Source organism: Bdellovibrio sp. MYbb2 (assembly GCF_056175685.1).
This window is the reverse complement of sequence record NZ_JBJKJI010000003.1, coordinates 168765-190752: the sequence shown is the minus strand read 5'-3', so window position 1 is coordinate 190752 and position 21988 is coordinate 168765. Positions and strand designations below refer to the sequence as shown.

General features: G+C 50.1%; 19 protein-coding genes. 5 read left to right on the top strand and 14 right to left on the bottom strand.

Features of this window, described 5'->3' with window-relative positions:
- Positions 1-47 precede the first annotated feature (47 nt).
- Both AC04MQ_RS14850 and AC04MQ_RS14845 read left to right on the top strand, forming a co-directional pair.
- Positions 48-311, top strand: coding sequence for a hypothetical protein (locus AC04MQ_RS14850; protein WP_015091059.1), 264 nt, complete (start codon positions 48-50; stop codon positions 309-311).
- Positions 312-394: 83 nt separating this feature from the next.
- Positions 395-589, top strand: a complete 195-nt coding sequence (locus AC04MQ_RS14845; protein ID WP_011164408.1) for a hypothetical protein — start codon at positions 395-397, stop codon at positions 587-589.
- 55 nt (positions 590-644) lie between these two features.
- Here the strand turns inward: AC04MQ_RS14845 and AC04MQ_RS14840 are convergent, their stop codons facing one another.
- Together AC04MQ_RS14840 and mutS are read right to left on the bottom strand one after the other, a co-directional pair.
- The gene (locus AC04MQ_RS14840) at positions 645-2954 is read right to left on the bottom strand and encodes a [protein-PII] uridylyltransferase family protein (protein WP_475392466.1); all 2310 of its coding nucleotides are present in this window, start codon (positions 2952-2954) and stop codon (positions 645-647) included.
- A 49-nt stretch (positions 2955-3003) separates the two neighbouring features.
- A complete protein-coding gene (mutS, locus tag AC04MQ_RS14835; protein WP_475392465.1) occupies positions 3004-5508 on the bottom strand; it encodes a DNA mismatch repair protein MutS in 2505 nt (834 codons plus the stop codon).
- Positions 5509-5717: 209 nt separating this feature from the next.
- Between mutS and AC04MQ_RS14830 the strand changes: the two genes are divergently transcribed.
- A complete protein-coding gene (locus AC04MQ_RS14830; RefSeq protein ID WP_475392632.1) occupies positions 5718-6356 on the top strand; it encodes a transposase in 639 nt (212 codons plus the stop codon).
- 51 nt (positions 6357-6407) lie between these two features.
- Here the strand turns inward: AC04MQ_RS14830 and mpl are convergent, their stop codons facing one another.
- Genes mpl through AC04MQ_RS14805 form a run of 5 tightly spaced genes read right to left on the bottom strand, consistent with a single transcriptional unit; the run spans position 6408 to position 12397 of the window.
- Positions 6408-7847: a UDP-N-acetylmuramate:L-alanyl-gamma-D-glutamyl-meso-diaminopimelate ligase gene (gene mpl / locus AC04MQ_RS14825; RefSeq protein WP_475392464.1), complete on the bottom strand. Its 1440-nt coding sequence runs from the start codon at positions 7845-7847 to the stop codon at positions 6408-6410.
- Positions 7819-8880 (bottom strand): serine hydrolase domain-containing protein, encoded by a 1062-nt coding sequence (locus AC04MQ_RS14820; protein WP_475392463.1) that lies wholly within the window; start codon positions 8878-8880, stop codon positions 7819-7821. The genes mpl and AC04MQ_RS14820 overlap by 29 nt, the downstream gene beginning before the upstream one ends.
- Entirely contained in the window at positions 8880-9809 is a 930-nt protein-coding gene (locus AC04MQ_RS14815) for a S66 peptidase family protein (RefSeq protein ID WP_475392462.1), read from the bottom strand. The genes AC04MQ_RS14820 and AC04MQ_RS14815 overlap by 1 nt, the downstream gene beginning before the upstream one ends.
- Positions 9810-9812: 3 nt before the next feature.
- Entirely contained in the window at positions 9813-11096 is a 1284-nt protein-coding gene (purB, locus tag AC04MQ_RS14810) for an adenylosuccinate lyase (protein ID WP_475392631.1), read from the bottom strand.
- On the bottom strand, positions 11093-12397 hold the full coding sequence (locus AC04MQ_RS14805) for a hypothetical protein (protein ID WP_475392461.1): 1305 nt from the start codon (positions 12395-12397) through the stop codon (positions 11093-11095). The genes purB and AC04MQ_RS14805 overlap by 4 nt, the downstream gene beginning before the upstream one ends.
- A 173-nt stretch (positions 12398-12570) precedes the next feature.
- On the opposite strand from AC04MQ_RS14805, the gene AC04MQ_RS14800 reads away from it, so the two are divergent.
- Together AC04MQ_RS14800 and AC04MQ_RS14795 are read left to right on the top strand one after the other, a co-directional pair.
- Positions 12571-13125, top strand: coding sequence for a glutathione peroxidase (locus AC04MQ_RS14800; RefSeq protein WP_475392460.1), 555 nt, complete (start codon positions 12571-12573; stop codon positions 13123-13125).
- A gap of 110 nt (positions 13126-13235) precedes the next feature.
- Positions 13236-14006: an outer membrane beta-barrel protein gene (locus tag AC04MQ_RS14795; protein ID WP_015091050.1), complete on the top strand. Its 771-nt coding sequence runs from the start codon at positions 13236-13238 to the stop codon at positions 14004-14006.
- A 22-nt stretch (positions 14007-14028) separates the two neighbouring features.
- On the opposite strand, the gene AC04MQ_RS14790 is transcribed toward AC04MQ_RS14795, so the two are convergent.
- From AC04MQ_RS14790 to AC04MQ_RS14760, 7 genes are read right to left on the bottom strand one after another with little or no spacing between them, the layout of a single operon-like run.
- Positions 14029-15396 (bottom strand): sodium-dependent transporter, encoded by a 1368-nt coding sequence (locus AC04MQ_RS14790; RefSeq protein ID WP_475392459.1) that lies wholly within the window; start codon positions 15394-15396, stop codon positions 14029-14031.
- Positions 15389-16738, bottom strand: a complete 1350-nt coding sequence (gene der, locus AC04MQ_RS14785; RefSeq protein ID WP_475392458.1) for a ribosome biogenesis GTPase Der — start codon at positions 16736-16738, stop codon at positions 15389-15391. The genes AC04MQ_RS14790 and der overlap by 8 nt, the downstream gene beginning before the upstream one ends.
- Complete coding sequence (gene era / locus AC04MQ_RS14780) at positions 16716-17627, bottom strand: GTPase Era (RefSeq protein ID WP_015091048.1); 912 nt, start codon at positions 17625-17627, stop codon at positions 16716-16718. Before era ends, der begins: the two co-directional genes overlap by 23 nt.
- A gap of 1 nt (position 17628) precedes the next feature.
- Complete coding sequence (gene rnc, locus AC04MQ_RS14775) at positions 17629-18333, bottom strand: ribonuclease III (protein ID WP_475392457.1); 705 nt, start codon at positions 18331-18333, stop codon at positions 17629-17631.
- A complete protein-coding gene (gene mtaB / locus AC04MQ_RS14770) occupies positions 18330-19673 on the bottom strand; it encodes a tRNA (N(6)-L-threonylcarbamoyladenosine(37)-C(2))-methylthiotransferase MtaB (protein ID WP_475392456.1) in 1344 nt (447 codons plus the stop codon). The genes rnc and mtaB overlap by 4 nt, the downstream gene beginning before the upstream one ends.
- Positions 19658-20740 carry a tRNA 2-thiouridine(34) synthase MnmA gene (mnmA, locus tag AC04MQ_RS14765; protein WP_475392455.1) on the bottom strand — a complete coding sequence of 361 codons (1083 nt, stop codon included), beginning with the start codon at positions 20738-20740 and terminating at the stop codon, positions 19658-19660. The genes mtaB and mnmA overlap by 16 nt, the downstream gene beginning before the upstream one ends.
- On the bottom strand, positions 20733-21938 hold the full coding sequence (locus AC04MQ_RS14760; RefSeq protein WP_475392454.1) for a cysteine desulfurase family protein: 1206 nt from the start codon (positions 21936-21938) through the stop codon (positions 20733-20735). Before AC04MQ_RS14760 ends, mnmA begins: the two co-directional genes overlap by 8 nt.
- Positions 21939-21988 lie beyond the last annotated feature (50 nt).

Genomic DNA, 21988 nt, shown 5'->3' with positions numbered 1-21988 from the left:
TTGCTCTATGTAAAAGCAAGAACATGAAACCTGACCAAGGGGGACTTATGAAAACATTCATCACTATCGCAATCCTGGCTTTCTCTTGCACTTCCTTCGCATGGAGCAGCCGCGATGCCGCTTCCAAAGAATACACGTTTAAATACAAACTTTCCGGCCAGACTCTGGAACTTAAAAAATCCGCAGGCAGCTACGAAGAAGCTTACGAACAAGCAGCCCAACAGTGCTTCAGCTTCTACAAAGGTGCTGGCAGAGTTTCAGAAGACCGCGGTTTGGATATCATCGACGTTTGCGCAAACCCACGCTCCTAAGACGCGCCGCACTCATGAACCTGCTATCTTGCTCGAGCCCCCTTGCTCGCTTATATTGGGATAGCAATTCAATGAGGTTATAAATGGGTATTCTGAAGTCCATCGGTCAATTTTTGGTAGGTAAAGATCCAGACATCTTTGATGAAAAGGGTCAGGTCTCTCATAAACTTCCTAAGAAAAAATGGGAAGCTTGGCACAATCGCACCAAAACAGATCCAGAGTACAACTGGAGAAACCACACTGGCATCACTGGTGCGGCAAAAAAGAAAAACAACTAGTTTCTAGTTGAAATTAAAAGAGCCCCAAGAGGGCTCTTTTTGTTTTTAGGGGCTACTAAGATCCGAGCTTCTCCGAAAGACTTTTCACCAGCTCCTGGGCATCGCCTGACGGCTTCACCACAAAAATATCATCCACCTGACGCCCCCACGTATGCACACGGGCGGACTTGATACTCATCCCCGCATCACTCAGGGCTTTGGCAGCAGACGCGAGCAACCCCGGCTGATCGGCTCCTTTAAAGCTGACCACCCATTCCTTGTCATCCGCACTGACGATCTGAATCGTATCAAACTTCACCGCCGGCACGGGCTTGCTTTGCACCGACGCATTTTCGATCATTTTGGACAATGCTGTCAGATTGCGGGAACTGGTCACCTGGAACCAGTCATAGACACCGACCTTGGGCAGCGTATGAATGGAGGCATGACGAATCCCCAGACCCAATGAATACAACTGGCCTACATAGTCACTCAAAAGACCGCGACGGTCTTTCTTGTCATGGAAGCGGATCCACAACTCGCCCTTGCGCGTTTTCAGCATGCGTGGTTTTAACGAGACCTCGCTGGTTTCAGCTTTCTTCAAGTCGTCCACCAGATCTGTTAAAGAAACACTTTCAAGCAACTGAAGGCCCAGCTCTTCCACCACTTCAGCACTTAGATTCAACTTCTTGCGTTTCTTTAGCGACTCGAAATCAAAATAGTTCTGCGCACGTTTGGATTGAAGATTTAAGACCAAGTCCTTTAAAAGCTTCGCCTTCCAGTCATTCCACGCTTCGGGATTGGTGGCCCGAATGTCGATGGCCGTGAACAGCGCCAATCTTAAAAGGCGCGCATCGGAAATGCCTTTTTCCCGCAGTTCCTGCCAGACCTTGGGGTCTTTCGGGTTCTTGCGGAAGGCGGCTTGCGAAAGCTCCAGATGGTTTTGCACCATCCACTTTACTTCATCCGTAAACGCTTTTGAAAATCCATAGCTTCGGAAGTCTCTTTCAACAATCATCACGCCCAGGTCCGAGTGATGCTCGGCGCTTTCCAGCCCCTTGGCAAGATCGTGATACAAACAGGACCAGGTCAGAATCTTCCAGTCTTCCCTGGTCAGATCCTTGCTGATGAATTTCATCGGCCCCAGTTCAGAGGGCTTTTTATAGATACGTTTTACTTCACGACACGCCTGCATGATATGGGAATCAGCAGTGAATCTGTGATATTGATCGTGCTGAACATAACCCACCAGGCGACGCACTTCCGGCACCAGTTTGTCGATCAGGCGCGAACGAAACACACTGACCAGAAACTCGTCGGATTCTTTCACATCCAAAACTTCATCCAGTGCTTTACCGCGGCGTTTGGCCATGGTTTTCACCAGCTTATCGGGAATGAGTGAATCCAGATTCTCGCGGACTTTCTTTTGCACCAGCACGCGGGGACTCTTATGTAACGCAGCTAAAAAATCCTCGAACTTTTTAAAAGTGCCACTTTCAATTTTGCGCAGATCTTTTTCAGAGGCTTCGGCAACTTCAACAATCCAGTCCGAATAGAAGCTGACCCGGGAAAGACCGCGCTGCAAGTTGCGCATGAAGTCCTTGTGGGACTTAAAGCCCATCCATTTTCCCAGATCAAACTGCACGGCGCTGGATAAAATGTCCCCGTGACCGTCCAGATGAAGCTTCTGCCGCAAGCTCAGGAAATAACTGCGATAGTACTGAAGCACATTCAGGGCGTGGCCGGGATTGTTGAATTTTTCCGCGAACAGCTCATAGATCTGCAGCCCCTGCTCCAGATCACGCAAGCCCCCGGGGCCGAACTTGATATTGGGCTCCAGATAATTGGTGATGGAATCAAAACGCTTTTCGCGGTTCTTGCGTTCATCTTTGATGGCTTTAAGCAGGATGCGACGGAAGTGCTTTTTGCGGGTCCAGATGTTCTTTTGCTGCTCAAACAGCTTGCGCGCCCCTTCGGCAGTCAAAGGCTTTGCTTTTAACAGCGCCAGAATGTCGAAGGCTTCAACCCCTTCGGTCCAGTCGTCCATATTCAAAGGCATGCGATAGCGAAGCTTTAAACCGCGCTCGTGCAGATGATCGGTGAAGGCTTTAACTTGCGCTTCATCACCACAAAAAAGGATGTCGATATCGGATTTGGGACTTAGCTCACCACGGGCCCAGGACCCCAGCATGATGGGATGGGTGTCGCGCCACTGCGGATTTTCTTTCAGGATTTCTTCTAATTTGGTGCCCAGCCAGTGGGACAGACTTTCCGAGGAAAAACAAAACACCTGGCGCACATCCCCGTCCGGTGTCATCAGAGGGGGAGTCAGGATTTCCTGCGCCTGTTGAAACTGCTCGGCTGTCAAAAACGTCTTGTGGGCCATAAAGTCCTCTGACTTTAAAGGATCACCGAATTTGCCAGCCGACTCAAGTTTAAACGCGCTCGACGATCTCTTTCCATTTAGCGACCTGATTCATAACATCCAAAGGACTTGTCTGCATCAGCGGGAACTTTTGCAGCTCTTCCATCAGGGACTTCATTTTCTCGCCCACTCGAGCCGCTTCCGGATCCACGTTCACCACCACGGGTTCTACGTAAACCTCGTCCGACGTCAAAGAATCCAGCAACGACAATTGGCTGCTGGCCTGAACACGTTTGGATTCGATATCACGCAGAAGGCTTTTTGCACGCTTGGTGACGGTTGCCGGCAAGCCCGCAAGCTCGGCCACCTGAACCCCGTAAGATTTCAGTGCCGGTCCCTTGACAAGAGTATGCAGGAAACGGATTTCACCGTTTCTTTCTGCCACCGTCATGTGGGCATTGGTGATCTGACCGAAGCTTTGATCCAACGATGTCAGTTCGTGATAGTGAGTGGCAAAGAAGGTCAAAGCCTTCACATCACTCAAAAGATGTTCAAGGATGGATTGCGCCAGACACATACCATCGAAGGTGCTGGTCCCACGCCCCACTTCATCCAGGATGACCAAAGAATCTTTGGTGGCATTTTTCAGCATCGCGGATGTTTCAGTCATCTCGACCATGAATGTGGACAGGCCTTCAGACAACTGATCACTCGCCCCGATACGGGTGAAGATCGCATCAAAGATCGGCATTTCAGCCTCGTCACACGGAACGAAAGAACCCATTTGCGCAAGAATGGCATTCAACGCCACCTGACGCATCAATGTGGACTTACCGGCCATGTTGGGACCTGTCAGCAACAGGCAGGAATGCTGGCGAAGCTCCAGATCATTGGCAACGAAGTTCTTTTTCACCGTCTGCTCAACCACCGGGTGGCGGCTGGCTTTCATTTTCAAAGAACCATCCGCCGAGAATTTCGGGCGAACGTATTTTTCTTCAAGGCTTAGCCATGCAAGGCTTGCCACCACATCGACTTCACTGCACTCGTGGGCCAGTGCCAACAGCCCCGGACACTGAGCCAGGACTTCTTTGCGAAGCGCTTCAAAGAATTCAAATTCAAGGTCGGCACGCTTGGTGTTGGCGCTCAGAACTTTTCTTTCAAGTTCGATCAGTTCATCTGTGCAATAGCGTTCCGCATTGGTCAAAGTCTGCTTGCGCTGATAGTGCGCCGGCGCTTTGTCTTTATGGGAATTGGTGATTTCAATGTAATAGCCAAAGACGTTGTTATAGCGGATCTTCAGGCTGGAAATACCGGTCTTTTCTTTTTCTTCAGCTTCCATGCGAGACACCATGGCCTGCGCATTGGTGGAAAGTTCAATCAGCTCGTCCAGTTCCGGAGACACACCATTGCGGATCAAATAACCCTGCTTGGTCGCCAAAGGTGGATCCTCAACCATGGTGCGTTCGATTTTGTACGCCAGATCACGAAGGCCTTCAAAGTTGGCCTTGCCACCCGTTGCGTGAACCAAAACCTCCAAAGCACTGATGCCCGCGTGCACACTGCCCGCCAATGCCAGCAGATCACGACCATTGCACTGAGGCTGGGAAATCTTACCCAGACGTCTTTCGATATCACCCATCTGGCCCAGAATCTGACGAACGCGTTTTAATTCCAGAACGTGACTGCGCCAGAACTCAACAGAGCTCAGACGTTGTTCGATCGCATTCAAATCACGCAGTGGGAAGCTCAACCACTGACGCAGCAAACGGCTGCCGGCCGAAGTCTGCGTGCGGTTGATAGCATGGAACAAACTACCCAGGCCTTCGCCCTTGTAGGTCGAGAAAACTTCCAGATGACGAAGCGTCGTACTGGAGATTTCCAGTCGATGTTCAAGGTCACGCATCACAAACGGAGAAATAGTCGCCAAGGATTCTTCGCCAGACATATTGCCGACATAGGAAACCAAACGAGCTGCCGACATCGGCGCCTCGTTTTTAAGAAGCGGATGAAGCAGGTCTGCGATGTCCTCGTGATGACTGATCAGTACGCCATCCACACCCGTCAGCAAAGATTCATCTTCTTTCGCGATAACGATCTCGGCTACCGGCAGAATCTGCAGGAAGCGCAAAAGCTCGGTGGTCTTTTTGGAACGGAAGAAGAATGCCTCGCCTGTTGTGGTGTCCAGGAAGCTTAAGGATTCCGAGTCAAGACTGACCAGATAGTGCGGCTTTGTGCCATCCAGCGTGTCGGAATCATAGACCATCCCCGGCGTCAGAACGCGGGTCACACCACGCTTCACGATGCCTTTGGCAAGTTTTGGATCTTCGAGCTGATCACAGATGGCGATCTTGAATCCTGCGGCCAGAAGTTTATTGATCGGACCTGCGATAGAGTGATGAGGCACTCCGCACATCGGCGTTTCGTCCTGGGATTTCTTATTTCTTTGAGTCAGTGCAATTCCCAGCACCGGAGCTGCTTTCACAGCATCATCAAAGAACATCTCAAAGAAGTCCCCCATGCGGAAAAGAAGGATTTTATCTTGGTGGACAGACTTGATGTCCCAGAACTGTTTCATGAGTGGCGTAAGATTCGACATAGGCCAAAAAAATTAACGAAACCCCGCCCGAGTTTCACCCAAAAACCCCAAAATAACGCACCGCGCCCCTCAAAAGGTACCTGCTTACTTTTTCCGAAGCGCTGCGCCGAAATCCAGACGCATTTTTCATTCAAAATTTGTCCATTTTGCAGCCACATTTCTCACTGTTTTTGCAAAACCGTGTTGCCATGCCAAGAAAGATAGTTCCGGCTTCTGCCGATCTTCCGTACCATATCGTCGCACGATCCCGAAATCGAGAGTGGTTCCCAATCCCCCGCCCCGCGGTTTGGTCGATCATGGAAGACTATCTTTTCTTTGTTTCTTACGCCTACGGAATCGAAATATTGTCATTCGTTTTGATGGATAACCACTTCCATTTGATGGCCAGAGACCCCAAGCAAAAGCTAGGCGAAGCCATGAACTATTTCATGAAAGAGACCAGCAGACACATAAGCACAAAAGCTGGAATGATAAATCAAATCTATGGAGGCAGATACCACAAGACTCTTATCAGCAATCCACTCTATTATTTGCACGCTTATAAATACATATACAGAAATCCCGTAGAGGCAGGCCTCTGCGGTCAAGTGCAGGACTACCAACACTCCACGCTTTCGATTTCCCTGGGATTTCATCGACTGAATTTTCCAGTATACCCAGACAACACTTTATTCGAATCACCAGACGCCATACTAGCGTGGCTAAATTCCGCACCGGCCCCTGAAGATAAGGAATTGGTTCAAAGAGCACTTCGAAAGTCCGAGTTTAAAATTCCAACGGTAAAAAAGAATGAGCGCCCGCACAGACTGTCCAATTCTTGGTATTGAACAATCTTTTGCGCAGCGCTTCGGAAAAAGTAAGCAGGTACCTTTTATTATTTATTCGAGGGCTTTTAGGAGTTTGGTGTAGATGCCGTCGAAGCCGCCGTTGCTCATGATCAGGATGACGTCGCCTTTGTGGGCTTTGGATTTCAAGGCTGCGACGATGTCGTCCGCTGTATCAAAATCTGCCGCAGACACTTGGGTTTTCTTCAAATCATCCACCAGTTCGTGAGTCGAGAATCTGTTTTCCGCATCGATCTTGGTTTGATCAAAAGCTTTTGCCAGAAGAACTTCGTGAGATCCCTTGAAAGCCTCCACATAGTCTTTCTGGAAGACTTTACGACGGGACGTCGCACTTCGTGGTTCAAACACCGAGAACACCTTGCGGCCCGGGTATTTTTTCTGAATGCCTTTCACTGTTTCACGCACCGCTGTTGGGTGGTGGGCGAAATCTTCAATCACCAAAATACCGTTGGGTTCACCCAGAATTTCCTGACGGCGTTTCACACCTTCGAAGGATTCCAAGGCGATCTGAATGCGGTTTTCAGAGAAGCCCAGCATTTTGGACATCGCCACCACCGCCGTCGCATTCAGAACGTTGTATTCACCAGTGATCTGCATTGCATATGGGCCCATGATCTCGCCACGGTGATGAACTTCAAAACCCAGACCATTGGCGTTTTGGAACATGATCTTCGCGCGGAAATCAGCCTCTGCACCAAAACCGTAAGTGAAAGAATTCTTGCACTTGGAAAGCTTGCGAAGCTCCATCACATTGGCGTCTTCCGCACAGGCCAGCAACGTTCCATTTTCTGGAATAAGATCCATCAAACGAGCGAAGGATTTCTTCACGTCATCCAAATCCTTATAGATATCCGCGTGGTCAAACTCCACCGAAGTCAGGATGACGTGTTTTGGACGATAGTGAATGAACTTTGGAACTTTATCGAAGAAGGCCGTGTCGTATTCATCACCTTCGATGATGAAGTAATTGCCTTCCGGATTTTTGAAACTTTGCGAGAAATTCTTGGGAATCCCCCCGATCAGGAAGCCCGGTTTTACTCCGGCATTTTCCGCCACCCAGGCCATCATCGAAGTGGTCGTGGTTTTTCCGTGAGTCCCGGATATCACAACGCTTTCACGATTTTCGATGATGAATTCACCCATTGCTTTTGGCAAAGAAGTATACGGTATGCCCAGCTTCATCAGCTCCTGAGCTTCTTCGTTGTTCGCGGAAATCACGTTCCCCACGATCACGAAGTCTGGCTTTGGATGCAGGTTTTCGGCCTTGTAGCCTTTCATAATATTGATACCCAGGCCTTCAAGCTGGGTCGACATCGGAGGATACGGATTGGAATCACTGCCGGTGATTTTAAAGCCACGGTCTTTCAAAAGACCTGCCATGGAGGCCATCGCCGTCCCGCAAATACCCATCAAGTGAATGTGACTGCCTGGTTTGATATTCATCTTAAAGTCCACTTCTTCTGTAGTTTTCAACAATCCAATTATGAATTTCCGGACGCAATTTGCCAAAGGCTTTGTTATCAGATCCGTACAGGACCCGATTGGACAGAATGATCACACTCAAGTCCATCTTTGGATCATACCAGACGGAAGTTCCCGTAAAGCCCGTATGCCCGATGGAATCCAAAGAGAAATAAGTCCCGCAGCTTGCAGAACCCGGTGTTGGCATCATGTAACCCATTGCCCAGTCCCCTTTGCCTTCCGGCAAAGCTCTTTTGGCAAACAACTGAGCTGTTTTCTGGCGGATGGAATAACGGGCAATCCCCATCAAGTGCGAACGCAGATGCAAAGAGAACCAGCCGGCATCATCAATACTGCCGAACAGACCCGCATGAGTTGAAACCCCACCCAGAGCCCACGCATTCAGATCATGCACTTCACCCTGAACCAACTTGCGACGAACCGGACACTCCTCAGTCGGCGCATACAAAGAAGCCTTGTGAGCAGCCTTGTTATCCGGATGGAATTCCAAAGTCGTGCCCAGATAGAATTTATTTTTGATATCAGTCCAGACGTCATCCAAAGACTTGTCATAAAGCTTTTCAATGATGAAGCCCAAAACCAAAAAGCCCACGTCAGAATAAACCGCAGTTTCCTGCTTTTCGATTTTCAGGTTTTGCAGCATGCCCTGAAGCTGTTCACGGCGTTTATCACGCGGCAAAGAGGTGTTGATCTCCTGATACAGCGGCAACCACCAGGCCAGCCCTGAACTGTGGGTCAAAAGCTCAGTGATGCGGGTTTCTTTATGCGCAAACCATGGCAGAAGGTCCGCCACTTTGGTTTCAAAGTTCCACTTGCCAGCCTCAAAAGCCTGAACCATGGCCTGGGTCGTGAAAATCACTTTCGTCAAACTTGCCAGATCATAATAGGCATAAGTGTTACCCACCGCCACATCACAGATGATACGGCCGCCCTGATAAGCACGCACCATCACACCCGGAGTGGTGTCACGAATGCGGTCTTCAAGTTGGGTGATCAGATTTTTTTCCAGTACAGAAAATTTCATTAGGGACGTCCTCCGGTATCGATTGTCAGAACGGTGCGGTTGTTCGCCACCACCAGTTCACAGGGAGTATTAAAGGGCACAGGTCGTTGCACCGGAGCATGTCCGGCTTCAAGACCCTTAAAGAGCGGAATTTCCAGATCCGCAGCCCAGCGTTTAAAGACCAATTGAGTTTTATCTTCGGTGCCATTGGGTTCATTGCCCCCAATGAAATCACCCAGTACAATGCCGTGACATTTCTTCAGAATGCCAGCCTGACGGAACTGCTCAAACATACGATCAATGCGATAGCCGCGCTCACCGATATCCTCGACAAACAACAAGCGACGATCTGCATCGACCTGCCACGGAGTTCCCAGCGTGGACTGTAAAACCGTCAGATTGCCACCCACGATTTTGGATTTCAGGGTTTTCACCTGACGAGCGGCCTCATTCAGAGGTTTCAATTTTTTAAATTCAACCTGGCGGGTTTTTCCAAACAGAATGTCATGAATCTCTTTTTCATGTTTGGCAGAAACAAGATTTCGTCCCAGACGATCCAACAACGGCGCATGCAAACTGGACCAGCCCCATTCCTGATTCACGAATGTGTGCAAAGAGGAAATGTCGCTGATACCAATCAGCAGCTTCGGCTCTTTCGGTTTTTTCATTTTTGCCAGGAAAGGAATCAGACGATTGCTGCCATACCCCCCGCGCAAACACCAGATCACCCGGGAATCCCTGGATTCAATGGCGGCTTTCATAAACTGCCAGCGCGCCTCATCTTCATGAGCGTGCAGGAAATGCGGCTTGATGATGCCCTTGGGGATGTGCGGCTGCAGATTCCATTTTTCCAGGAACGCGCGCGCGCCTTCCACCTCTTCAGGTTTGGAAGGATAACCCGGAGCCACCACATCAATCACATCATTTTCTTTCAAAAACTTCCAGGTCATTGTCTATACTCTCTTGATGATGTCTTTGATGGCTTTTTTGTGTTTCTTACCGGTAAAGATCTCGTCGATCTCTTTCGGCTTCAAAAGCTTCTGGATCTGATCGTCCACCAGAAGTTTGTCTTTCAGATGTTCTCCGTAAGACAGGGAATGACAAAGACGCTGCACCAATGCATACGCATCTTCACGAATCATTCCTTTTTGGATCAGCGCCAGCAACACGTGGGAGCTGAAAATCTGCCCTTGAGAACTTTCAATATTGTCCATCATGCGTTTTTTGTTCACATCCAGACCATCCAACAAAATGCTCATGCGATTGCAGGCATAGTCCGCCACAATGAAAGCATCCGGGAACACCACGCGCTCAACCGAAGAATGGCTGATGTCGCGTTCATGCCAAAGCGCCACGTTTTCAAATCCAGCAATGGCATAACCACGCAGCAAACGGGAAAGACCGGTGATATTTTCCGCACTGATAGGATTCTTTTTGTGAGGCATTGCCGAAGAGCCTTTTTGCCCCTTGGTGAAGCCTTCGGTCACTTCAGCCACATCACTGCGCTGAAGATGGCGAAGTTCCACCGCCAAGCGCTCAAGCCCTGTTCCGAACAAGGCCAGGGCCGAAAGCATTTCGGCATGACGGTCGCGCGGGATCACCTGGGTTGCGATCGTTTCAGTTTTCAATTTCAGCTTTTTAGCCACCAAGGACTCAATTTTTGGAGCCTGAGAAGAATAAGTCCCCACCGCACCACTGAGTTTGCAGATCATCATGTTATCAAGAGCGGATTTCACACGTTTTTTATTGCGCTGGGTTTCAGCCAGGAAGCCCGCCATCTTGAATCCGAAAGTGGTTGGTTCGGCAAACATGCCGTGCGTGCGTCCGGCACACAGGGTTTCCGCATGCCTGGTCACCAGAGTTTTCAGGGATTTTTCCAGAGCGACAATGGATTTCATCAGAACGACCCCGGCTTCACGCACCTGCAAGCTGAAGGCGGTATCCAGCACATCCGACGAGGTCATACCGTAATGGATGAACTTTCCCTGCGGGCCGACGTTTTCAGCCAGATTTGAAACAAAGGCGATGACGTCGTGTTTGGTTTCTCGTTCGATTTCAGAGATTCTTTTTACATTGAAGCGAGCTTTTTGAGCGATGATCTTGGCTGCGTTCTTGGGGATGATGCCAAGCTGGGATTGAACCTGCGCCACCGCAATTTCAACTTCCATCATTTTTCCGAACTTGTGGTCGGCGTCCCAAAGAAGGCCCATTTCCGGGCGGGTGTATCTCTCAATCACGGATTTTGTTCCTTTCGCTTCTTCTCTTTTTGCTCTTTCAGAAGTTTTTCTTTCCACCAGTTGACGATCTGAAGCTGGATGCGCTCATGATTGTCAAAGTAAGATCCCCAACTGTAATGCGGCCACACTTCGGGCCCATCCAGATGAAGGTTGCCATAACCAGCACGTCCGCGACGGGCCGTCTGCTTTTCAGCAAACACCGGGAAGCGTGAAGCCCCCAGTTGCGCATAAGTATAGTAATACTCCTGAGGGAAGCTTAGAATCTGCGGATCCGACAACGACATGCGCGCCGTCAGCAGCTTCTTCATGCGATCACTGCGCACAGTCAGGTATTCTTTATTGAATCGCTGCACCGTCGGAATTCGCATCCACACATCAAATTGATCTGCCAATGAAGTTCTTTGCAAAACCATCATGTTTTCATGAGTCCATGGCGAAGACAGATCATCCACCACCAGTGTGTGCAGCGGCAGGCGATCGCGTTCAAAGCACTGCTGCAATCCCACGCGGTAACGAACCCAGCACCACTCAGGCTCTAAAGCCCCTTCAGGGAAGAAGTATTTTCCCAGGCGCTCATTCAGGAAGTAAGTTTCTTCGCTGGAAAGCATCCAGATGATTTGCTCCAGACGGAACAGACCTTGTTTTTCACCCGACAGTTCAAGTCCAGTGATAGACTTGCCACCACCAAAGGACACGTCCATGATCTGATGCGGGCGCATGACTTCAACACCTTTGCTGGCAAGCCAGGTCAGGGATTTCTCAAGACCGTTGCGAGTCGCCTGACGAACCAGAAATGACGACGACAAAGGAACGGCCGCCCCCACAGAAGCTCCGCGCGCATTCGGGGCATAAGTGGTACCAGCCCACTGATGCGCCAGATGCAAAATCCAGCTCTGATCAAAACTCAAAGCTTCAAGATGCTTGTAAAGATTTTTCGCGGTTTTATCAACACTGCTGCCGGCGATGAATTCTTTGACTGGTGCTGCCAGTGAAGACTGATCCAGTTTGTATTTGCTGACCGGACCTTTGAATTCAAAAGGACCTTCCTTCAGCCACAATGTGAAACCGTTGGAAACCTCATCGTAAGGATCATCCGAATACAAACGCTCAAGCTGGGACTCGGAAACGCGTTCGTTGCGCAGAAAACCAAAAGGACCTTCAACGTCTTCAGAGGGCCACACGCCCAGCTTTGAAGACACATCAACAAGAGTTGTTTTAATACCTTCTTTCGCCAAGGCCGCCGCCAGCCAATGACCGCGACCAAATGCTGAAATCAAGATAACGGGACTGCCCAGTTCCATCGCCGAGATAATCTCCTGTTTTTGAATTGAATTAGAATCCTAAAGGCTCTTAATGATTAGAAAATCACGAATTGATAAAGTCAAAGGTGCGCACTGCATCCAAAGGGTTTCCCGGGGCTTTTTCTTGTGATTTACCTTCGCCCCCTCTAGAATACGCCCATCAGGGGGAAACCATGCGTATTTTTACTCTTATCGCCCTAATTTTGTGCACTTCTTTTGCCTGGGCTAAGGACACACCATCCAGCTTCTTTGATCTTTCCGCGAACTCGCTTTCCGGCAAAAAGGTCAACTTCTCCACGTACCGGGGCAAGGTTGTTTTGGTGGTCAACACCGCTTCACAATGCGGGTTCACTCCTCAACTAAAAGAGCTGGAAGAAATGTACAAAAAATATGCAGACCGCGGTTTCGTGGTTCTGGGCTTTCCTTCCAACGACTTCAAACAGGAAAAGGGAACGAACGACGAAGTTCAGACTTTTGCCGCCAAGGAATTTGGCGTGACCTTCCCGTTGTTTGATAAAGCACCGGTCAGTGGCAAGGACATCCAGCCGGTTTATCAATTCCTGACGACACAAAAACCAGGATTGATCTTCAAAGACGTGGCCTGGAACTTTGAAAAGTTCCTTATCAACCGCAAAGGTCAGGTGGTTGAACGCTGGAGCTCAATCACCAAACCGTCCTCGGACTCCATCACAAAAACTGTGGAAAAGGCCCTGAACGAACCCCTCTAAAAAGTCCGGCGTCCCAAAGCGAGACAATCCGCCGATTTCTGGACTCCGTTTTGATACTTTGCTTTGAAGTTTTGCCCCTTTTGATTCGATAATATCAAGAGGGGGACCTTGTGAAAACCACAGCTCGATCACTTACATACAGCCTTCTGATTCTACTTGCTTTGGGGCTTAGCCTACCCTCAAAATCCCTGGCTCAGTCTGATCACAAATCCTACCTTATTTCCCAGGTTGACGCGGACGAAGCCTATGATCCATTCACTGATTATTCTGAATTTGAAGAAGAATCCGACGAAGAAGCTGACATCAACTTTTTCCGCAACGGCCGCTTCTTCACAATTGGTCTTGCGGGTGGTATGCGCGGATTCACCGGCAACTTTGCGGATGCGTATTCCTCGGCGCCAACTTTTGGTATTTTCCTGACTTACTTCTTTGACCTGCGTCTGGCGATGAGCCTGGGCTTCCAGACTGGTGACCACGCAGTGAAGTTCTCTGTAAACAACCAGGCCAAAACCTACGAAGGCAACGTGTCCATCACGGCCGTGAACTTTGATTTGAAATATTACATGAACACCCAGAACGTGACCCGCGGTCTTGCGGATCTGAATCCATACATCCTGGGCGGCTTGGGTCAGTTCTATCGCACATACACAATTGCGGGCCTTGATGGCTTCAGCCGTGACTCGACAATGGGTTTTGATATCGGTGCGGGTTTAGAGATCCCCTTGATGCGCAAAAAAGCCTACCTGGGCTTGCAAGGGACCTATCACTATGTGAACTTCAGCGACGAGAATAAGTCCTATGTGGACGGCACTGAAAAGCTGGATAAGAATCTGACCGGTGACTTCTATAACTTCCTGGTGATCCTGGGGATGAACTTCTAATCATCCCGCATTTCTGACCAGACTAACTGACAAAGACCCCAATGACTTGCAGCAAAAGGCCCACGATAATCACAACCGGGCCTGCCCACCTCAGAACAAACATCCAATGCGGATACATTGAATAGCTGACGAACTTGTCCTTGTCGACAAAGCCCAGCTCTTTTTCCTTGTCTGAAACGCCGCGATTGAAGGCGATCAAAATACCCAGCGCCACCAATGGCAACAACCAGTTGATCAGCAATGAATCCAGATTTTCAATCAGTGACCGGCCACCCACGCGGATGTCCTTAAAGATCGAACTGGAAAGCGCCGGCAGAACCGTCAGCATCAAAGCAATCGCTCCGGAATACCAGGTCGCTTTACCACGTTCCATTTCTTTCTTGGCATCCACCCAGTTGGACACGACAACTTCCAGCAAACCAATACTGGCATTCAGTGCCGCCATATAAAGACACGCAAAGAACGCCAGACCAAACAGCGTGCCGCCACGGATCCCCAACAGGTACTTCGGCAAGACTTCAAACATCAACGCCGGATCAGTCAACGGCACATTGGACGCCTGGAAAGCCACCGGGAAAATCATCACCACGGCAACCAGTGAAATCACCGTATCCACGATCGTCACACGGAAACCCGCCGTCGGAACGTGGTCTTCTTCACGCATGTAAGAACCAAAGGTCACCATCGTGCCAAAGCCCACTGAAAGCGTGAAGAACACATGCCCTAATGCGTGGTTGATGGAATCCCAGCTCAGCTTTGAAAAGTCCGGATAAAACAGGAAGCGCAAAACCTCCGGCGTTGAAGGCAGCGAGAACGAACGCATGACCAGAATAATAACCAGCACTGCAAACAGCGGCATGGTGTAGCCGATCCAGCGCTCCAGCCCCTGCTGCACCCCTTTTACGACCACAACAACCGTGATCAGGATGTGCGCACTGGCCAGCATCAACTGCAGCCAGCCATTGGACATCAAGGCCGCCAGATTGGTTTTGTCAGTCAGTTGTTCGGGACTGGAAAATAAAGAAACCAGGAATTGGGTCAGAAAGTGCAAAACCCAGCCACTGATAACCGAATAATAAGACAAGACGACAATACTGACCATCACGGCCAGTCGCCCGACCCAGCGGAAATTCACGCCGGTCTTGGCGCTCATCTGCTGGGTCGCCACGATCACCGAACGACGCGTGCCTTTACCCAGCATCAGCTCGGCAATCAGCAGCGGAGCACCAATGGCCAAAGCCAGCAGACCATAAAGCAAAATGAAGGCACCGCCTCCATTTTCGCCCACGACATAGGGAAAACGCCACAGATTTCCCAGACCACAGGCAGAGCCGATGGCCAGAAGATAGAATCCATAGCGTGTTTTCCACGAGCCGCGTTTACTAGCCATTATCCGGTCCACCACGGCGTGATTTCATACAGAAGATACGAATCGGCATCCCGTGAAGGTCCCAGTTCGTTTTAATGTGTTTAATCAGGAAGCGGCGATAGGAATTCGTCACACCATCCGGATGATTCGCAAATGCGATAAATGCCGGAGGCTGCTGATATGTCTGAGTCAGATAATAGAACTTCACGTTCGTCGTACCCCAAACCGGAGCCGGAGCTTTACGAATGGTTTCGAAGAAGAAGTCATTCAGCTCTGCCGTTGGAACACGGAAGGTCATCTGATGAGCGACTTTTTCAATCACCTCAAACAGGTCTTCCAGACCGTAACCGGTTTTGGCACTGGTGAAGACAACGTGAACGTCAGTGAAGAAGTGGAACACACGTTCAACCTGCTCACGGAAGGTCTTGCGGTATTCAGGAACTTCCTTGCCACCCAAGTCTGACTTATTCGCCACGACGATCACACCTTTGTGATCTTCCAGAATCGCCTGCATGATACGCGCATCCTGATCTGTCGGGCCGACAGTTCCATCCACCATCAACAGCACGATATCCGCACGACGAATGGCTTCCTGGGATTTGAAGGCAGAAATGATTTCCAGATCCTCTTCACGTTTTGCAGAACGACGAAGACCGGCGGTATCCACCAAAGTGTACTTTTTCTCGTTATAAACGAAAGGGGAATCGACAGAGTCAATAGTCGTACCGGCAACATCCGAAACGATCATACGATTGAAGCCCAGAATCGCATTACAGATAGAGCTCTTACCCACGTTCGGTTTACCGACGATGGCGATATTCATGCCCTCTTTCACCGTTCCTGGATTTTCAGGGATCTGCGCCACAACCCATTCAAGGATTTCAGCCAGACCACGGCGCTGCTCAAAAGAGGCCGCAATCACGTCCACGCCGAACTCATAGAAGTCAGCTTTGGCCATATCCTGATCCTGATCGCTGTCGACCTTGTTGATCACCAGAAGGAACGGCTTGCCAGTTTGTTTCGCCACGCGAATGATGTCACGGTCTTCAGGCACCAGACCCACACGCCCATCCATCACTGCCACGATCAGATCCACCGAGTGCAGGAACTCAGTCACCTGTTCTTTGATCAGCTTGGAGAAAATATCGCCGGCTTCCGTGATACCGCCCGTGTCGATCAGGTCGAATTGCTTGCCCCAGATATCGACAGGTTCGATCATGATGTCACGAGTAACACCCGCCTGGTTTTTCACCACGGCTTTGCGGGTTTCAGTGATGATATTAAACAGTGTTGATTTACCGACATTCGGGCGACCGATGATCGCCACTTTCGGCGAGAAATCAGTCTTTAGAGTCGACGACATATCCAAGCTCCTTCATCATGCGTTTATTGGAGAACCACTCGGGCTTGGATGCCACGTTCAGGTCCAGGAAGATTTTTTCTCCCATCAGTTTTTCAATTTCCTTGCGGGCTTCCATACCGATCTGCTTGATCACGCTGGCGCCTTTTCCGATCACGATCGCTTTGTGGCTGTCTTTGGACACCACGATCTCGGCATAGATCTTTGGAACCGGCTTGGCTTCTTCTTCAAACTTCACGATGCGAACCGCGATAGAATACGGGATTTCATGGTGAAGCGCCTCAAAGCACTGTTCACGGACGATTTCCGCCGCCATTTCACGCACGTTTTCGTTCGTAAACAACTCAGTGTCATAAAGTGGAGCCGGAGACTCTGGCAGCAATTCCATGAACTCAATCAGAAGTGCTTCACGCTCTTCCTGATCGTTTTTGGAGTCTTTCACGGACACAGAGAAGGCTTTACCACCCTTGTCCTCGACCATCTTGCGAAGAATCATCACACGGTGGGCTTTTTCCTCAATATCCGTTTTGGTGATCACGGCGATCCATGGCTTGCCGCTTTTGGAAACCAGGTCGATGACCTTTTCAGCGTTTTCCGGTTTTTCCTCATCCACCGCAATGATCGCCAAAAGCGCATCAGAGCTGTTGATAACATCATGGGCTTCCTGTGCCAGGAAACCATTCAAACCCTCATCGGCTTTGATCAAACCCGGAGCATCCACAAAGATCACCTGACCTTTATCTGTGCTCCAGATGCCCAGAATGCGGCGGCGGGTTGTCTGAGGTTTTGAAGAGACGATAGAGACCTTTTCGTCCACAAGGAAGTTCATCAACGTGCTCTTCCCCGCGTTCGGCTGTCCGATCAGACCTAAAAATCCAGCTTTGTAACTCATCTTAATTCGTCTCCTTGTACTTCATCTCAAGGGCATTCTTTGCCGCCATTTGCTCGGCGTTTTTCTTACTGCGGCCCCGCCCTTGAGCCCAGACATCATCTTTTACTTTTACACAAACCAGGAACTCCCGATCATGCGGGGGCCCTTCCTCCGCCAGCACTTCATAGCGTGGCGTTTCTTTCGAGGACTTCTGCACCAGTTCCTGCAGACGGGTTTTATAATCCCGCTCGAAGTCCTCATGCCCACACACCCGATCCGCCAAAGGAACAAATTCCTGACGAATAAAGCTGCGAGCCACTTCAAAACCGCCGTCCAGGTACAGCGCCCCGACAATGGCTTCAAACGAAGAGGCTATCAGGCGCGGTTTCTGCGCGCCCCCGGTCAGGGCTTCGCCCTTTCCCAGTTGCATGAGTTTATTCAAACCCATTTCCAGTGCCAGTTCGGACAGAACCTCTTCATTGACGATACTGGCACGTTTCTTTGACAATCCACCTTCAGTGTCGGTCGGGAATTTTTCATACAAAAACTCTCCCACGACCAGATCCAAAACAGCATCACCCAGGAATTCGAGCTTTTCATTGTGCTCAACGGTGTTTCTCAGCTCGTTGGCAAAACTCTTGTGGGTCAGCGCTCTTTCCAGCAGTGCCGGTTTCTTAAAGTGATACCCTACACGCTCTTCAAGACTCTTTCGGCCCTGATCACTCATGACAGAACCTCGCCGATCAGATGACCTTCCATGTGTTGTTTGTTGGAATGATCATAGCCTGTCACTTTCACATCGACTTCCTGACCCGCCCAGTGATCTAGGAAGCTTTCAGCACCGGAAATATCCACTGGCCAGTAATCATGACTTAGACCCTGTCCGCCTTTGGCGGCATTTTTCAGGACCAGCACACGCTTGGTACTGCCGATCTGATTCCGGGCTTGTTCGGTGTAACGACTGATACTCAGTTCGCGCAGACGTGCCGCTCTTTCCGCGCGCACATGCGGATACACAGAAACATCCATAGCCGCCGCACGGGTGCCCTGACGTTCGCTGTACGGGAATACGTGCAGCTTGGTCCACGGCAGATCTTTCAGGCAGTTGTAGGTGTCCTGGAACTGCTCTTCGGTTTCAGTTGGGAAACCCGTGATGACATCCATCCCGACAAAGCTGCCGGGAACACGGTCCGCAATCGCGCGCAGAGATTTTTGCACGTCTTCTTGCGTGTATTTGCGCTTCATATGGAAAAGCACATCGGTGTTGGCACTTTGAATGCTCATATGGAAATGCGGGCACAGACGTGAATCCTGATAAAGATCCAACAGACGCTCAGACACTTCCACCGGTTCAAGGCTTGAAAGACGGAAACGTGGCATCTTGGTTTTCGCCAGAAGATTTTCCAGCAGATCTTCCATCACATATTTACGGTCACCGATCTGGTCTTCATAATCGCCGATGTGCACACCGGTCAGCACCACTTCGCGCGAGCCTTCCGCATACAGGTCATTGATACGATTCACCAGATCCGCCACCGGGATGGAACGGCTCTTACCGCGGGCATAAGGAATAATGCAGTAAGTGCAGAAACTGTTACAGCCATCCTGAATTTTCAGGAAGGTGCGGGTGTGTTGCTTTTCAATACCACCGCCGGCTTCCAGATCCTCTTTTTTAAAGATGTTGGATTTAAATACTTTTTCAGTCAGCTCACCGCGGAAATGTTTGTTCAAAAGATCCGGCAGGCTGCTCTTGTGGGAATTGGCCACAATAAGATCAGCACCCGGAAGACCTGAGAACGACCCGGTGTCGACTTGCGCCGCACATCCTGTCACCACGATCGTGCAGAAAGGATCTTTCACCTTCAGACGACGGATATAGCGAACCGCCTCTTTCGTGGCTTCCGCAGTCACCGCACAGGTGTTCAGCACGTGGATGCGCGCGTCTTTCTGGCCGGACACCACCGGCATGAAGCCGCTGGCGTTCAGGTTTTTCTGGATCAGGCCGGCATCGTAAGTGTTCACCTTACAGCCGAAAGTGTGGACCTGATACTTCATAGAGTGATCCATCCGCCCCCCACGAGCTGTCTGTCACGATAGAAAACGGCAGCCTGACCTGGAGTCACTGCACGCTGAGGCTCTGTGAATTTCAATTTAAAGCCGCTGTCAGTTTTAATCACCTGAGCCGGGGCCCCTTTGTGCTGATAGCGAATCTTCACATTCATGATTTCGCCGTCCTGGATTTCATCCAGCAGCTTTGGATCGACGACATCGACTTCATTGGCGAAAAGATGTTTTTCTTCGCCCACCCAGACCGTATTGTCAGCAGCATCAATTTTGATCACGAACAGTTTTTCGTGATAATCCATGCCCAGGCCTTTTGATTGGCCATAGGTATAATTGTGAATGCCTTCATGAGAAGCCATCACCTGACCTTCCGGGAAGCGCTTGATCAGACCTTTTTTGCTGGCCAGAATTTCGGACTTCACATGATCTTTGATAAAGTTCTGATAACCCTGATTGCCGACAAAGCAGATGCCTTGAGAATCTTTTTTGCGCGCAGTCACCAGACCACGGCTTTCAGAATACTCGCGCACCTGCGGCTTTTTCATATCTCCCACCGGGAACAAAAGCTTCGGCACCAATTCCGGATCAATTGTAAACAGGAAGTAAGTCTGATCTTTCCAGTCATCTGTGGATGTATGGATAGAGGCTTTGCCTTTGTCGTCATAAACGATTTTGGCATAGTGGCCGGTGGCGATATAGTCACACTCAAGCTCACGCATTTTTTTAACCAGGTGGTCAAATTTCAAATACGTATTGCAGTTCACACATGGAAGCGGCGTTTGCCCTTCCAGGTAGGCTTTCAAGAAAGGATCAATAACCGCGGCACGGAATTTCGCTTCGCAGTTGATCACATAAAACGGAATACCCAGACGGTCTGCAACCGAACGAGCGTCATCCACGTCGATACTGGAACAGCACGTGCCGTTTCCTTCCTCGATATCACAGGTGGAATAATCCCAGACCTGCATCGTGGCTCCGATAACTTCGTAACCCTGTTCGACCAAGAGCGCAGCCGCGGCGGAACTGTCCACGCCTCCGCTCATAGCAACAAGGACTCTTCCTTTAGACATGACAAGTCTCTCCTTTGTCGTCGTTCAAAGATCGCAAGCGATCCACTACTGTTTTCAATGTATCTACAAACGAATCCACCTGCTCCAGTGTGCTGTCCCAGCCAAGGCTTAAACGCAGGCTGTTCTGAGCTTCGTCACGGGACAGACCCATCGCCAAAAGCACCGGGCTTGGCTCGGGATTCCCGGAAGAACATGCAGCCCCCGTGGAGACAGCATAGCCTTTGATATCCAAAGACATCAGCATGGTTTCCCCATCAGCACCTTTCAGCACCAATGAACTTGTGTTCGGCAGACGAGGGGTTTCCCCGGCAGTCACCGTCACTTCAGAAATTTCAGAAAGAATGCGGGCTTCCATGTGATCACGAAGAGCTGCCAGCGTCTTGGATTTTTCCGCAATCATTGGCGCACGCTTGGCAACCACACCCAGCGCCCCGATACCCAGTGTATTTTCAGTGCCGCCGCGGCGGTGTCTTTCCTGAGCGCCTCCGTGAATCAGAGGTGTGACGTTGTTGCCCTTCTTCGCATACAAAACTCCGATTCCTTTGACGGAATAGAATTTGTGACCAGAGAAAGAGGCAAAATCGACATTCAACGCTTTCAGGTCCACCGGCACTTTACCGAAAGCCTGTACCGCATCCGTATGGAAGAGCGCGCCTTTTTTATGCGCCATCTCGGCCATTTCTTTGATCGGGAATAATGTGCCCGTTTCATTGTTGGCAAACATCACAGACACCAGTGCGGTTTCTTCGCTCAGATGCTCTTCATAGAATTTCAGATCAATCTGCCCCTGACGATTCACCGGAATAAAATCCACGCGCGCCCCCAGATCTTTCAGGTGCTGCATGGTTTTCATGATGCTTGGGTGCTCCACTTCAGAACTCATGAAGTGAGTGCGCTTGCGCTGCTCCGGAGTCAGGAACTGTGCTGTCTGGTAGTATTCCAGCAGACCTTTCAAAACTGTGTTGTTGGCTTCGCTGCCACCGGAAGTGAAAATGATTTCCAGCGGACTTGCGTTCACCATTTCTGCCACGGCCTTGCGCGCGTCACGCAGAATATTCTTCGGCTGACGACCACCCCAATGGATGGAGCTTGGGTTCCCCCAAGCTTGTGCGAACTCGGGCAGAGATTCCAAAACCTCTTTGCACACCGGAGTCGTGGCGTTGTGATCGAAATAATGAAGGACCTTGGTCTGTATCATAAGCTGCCGGAACCTATCATAGTTCTTAAGTATTGAGAACCTCTAAGATA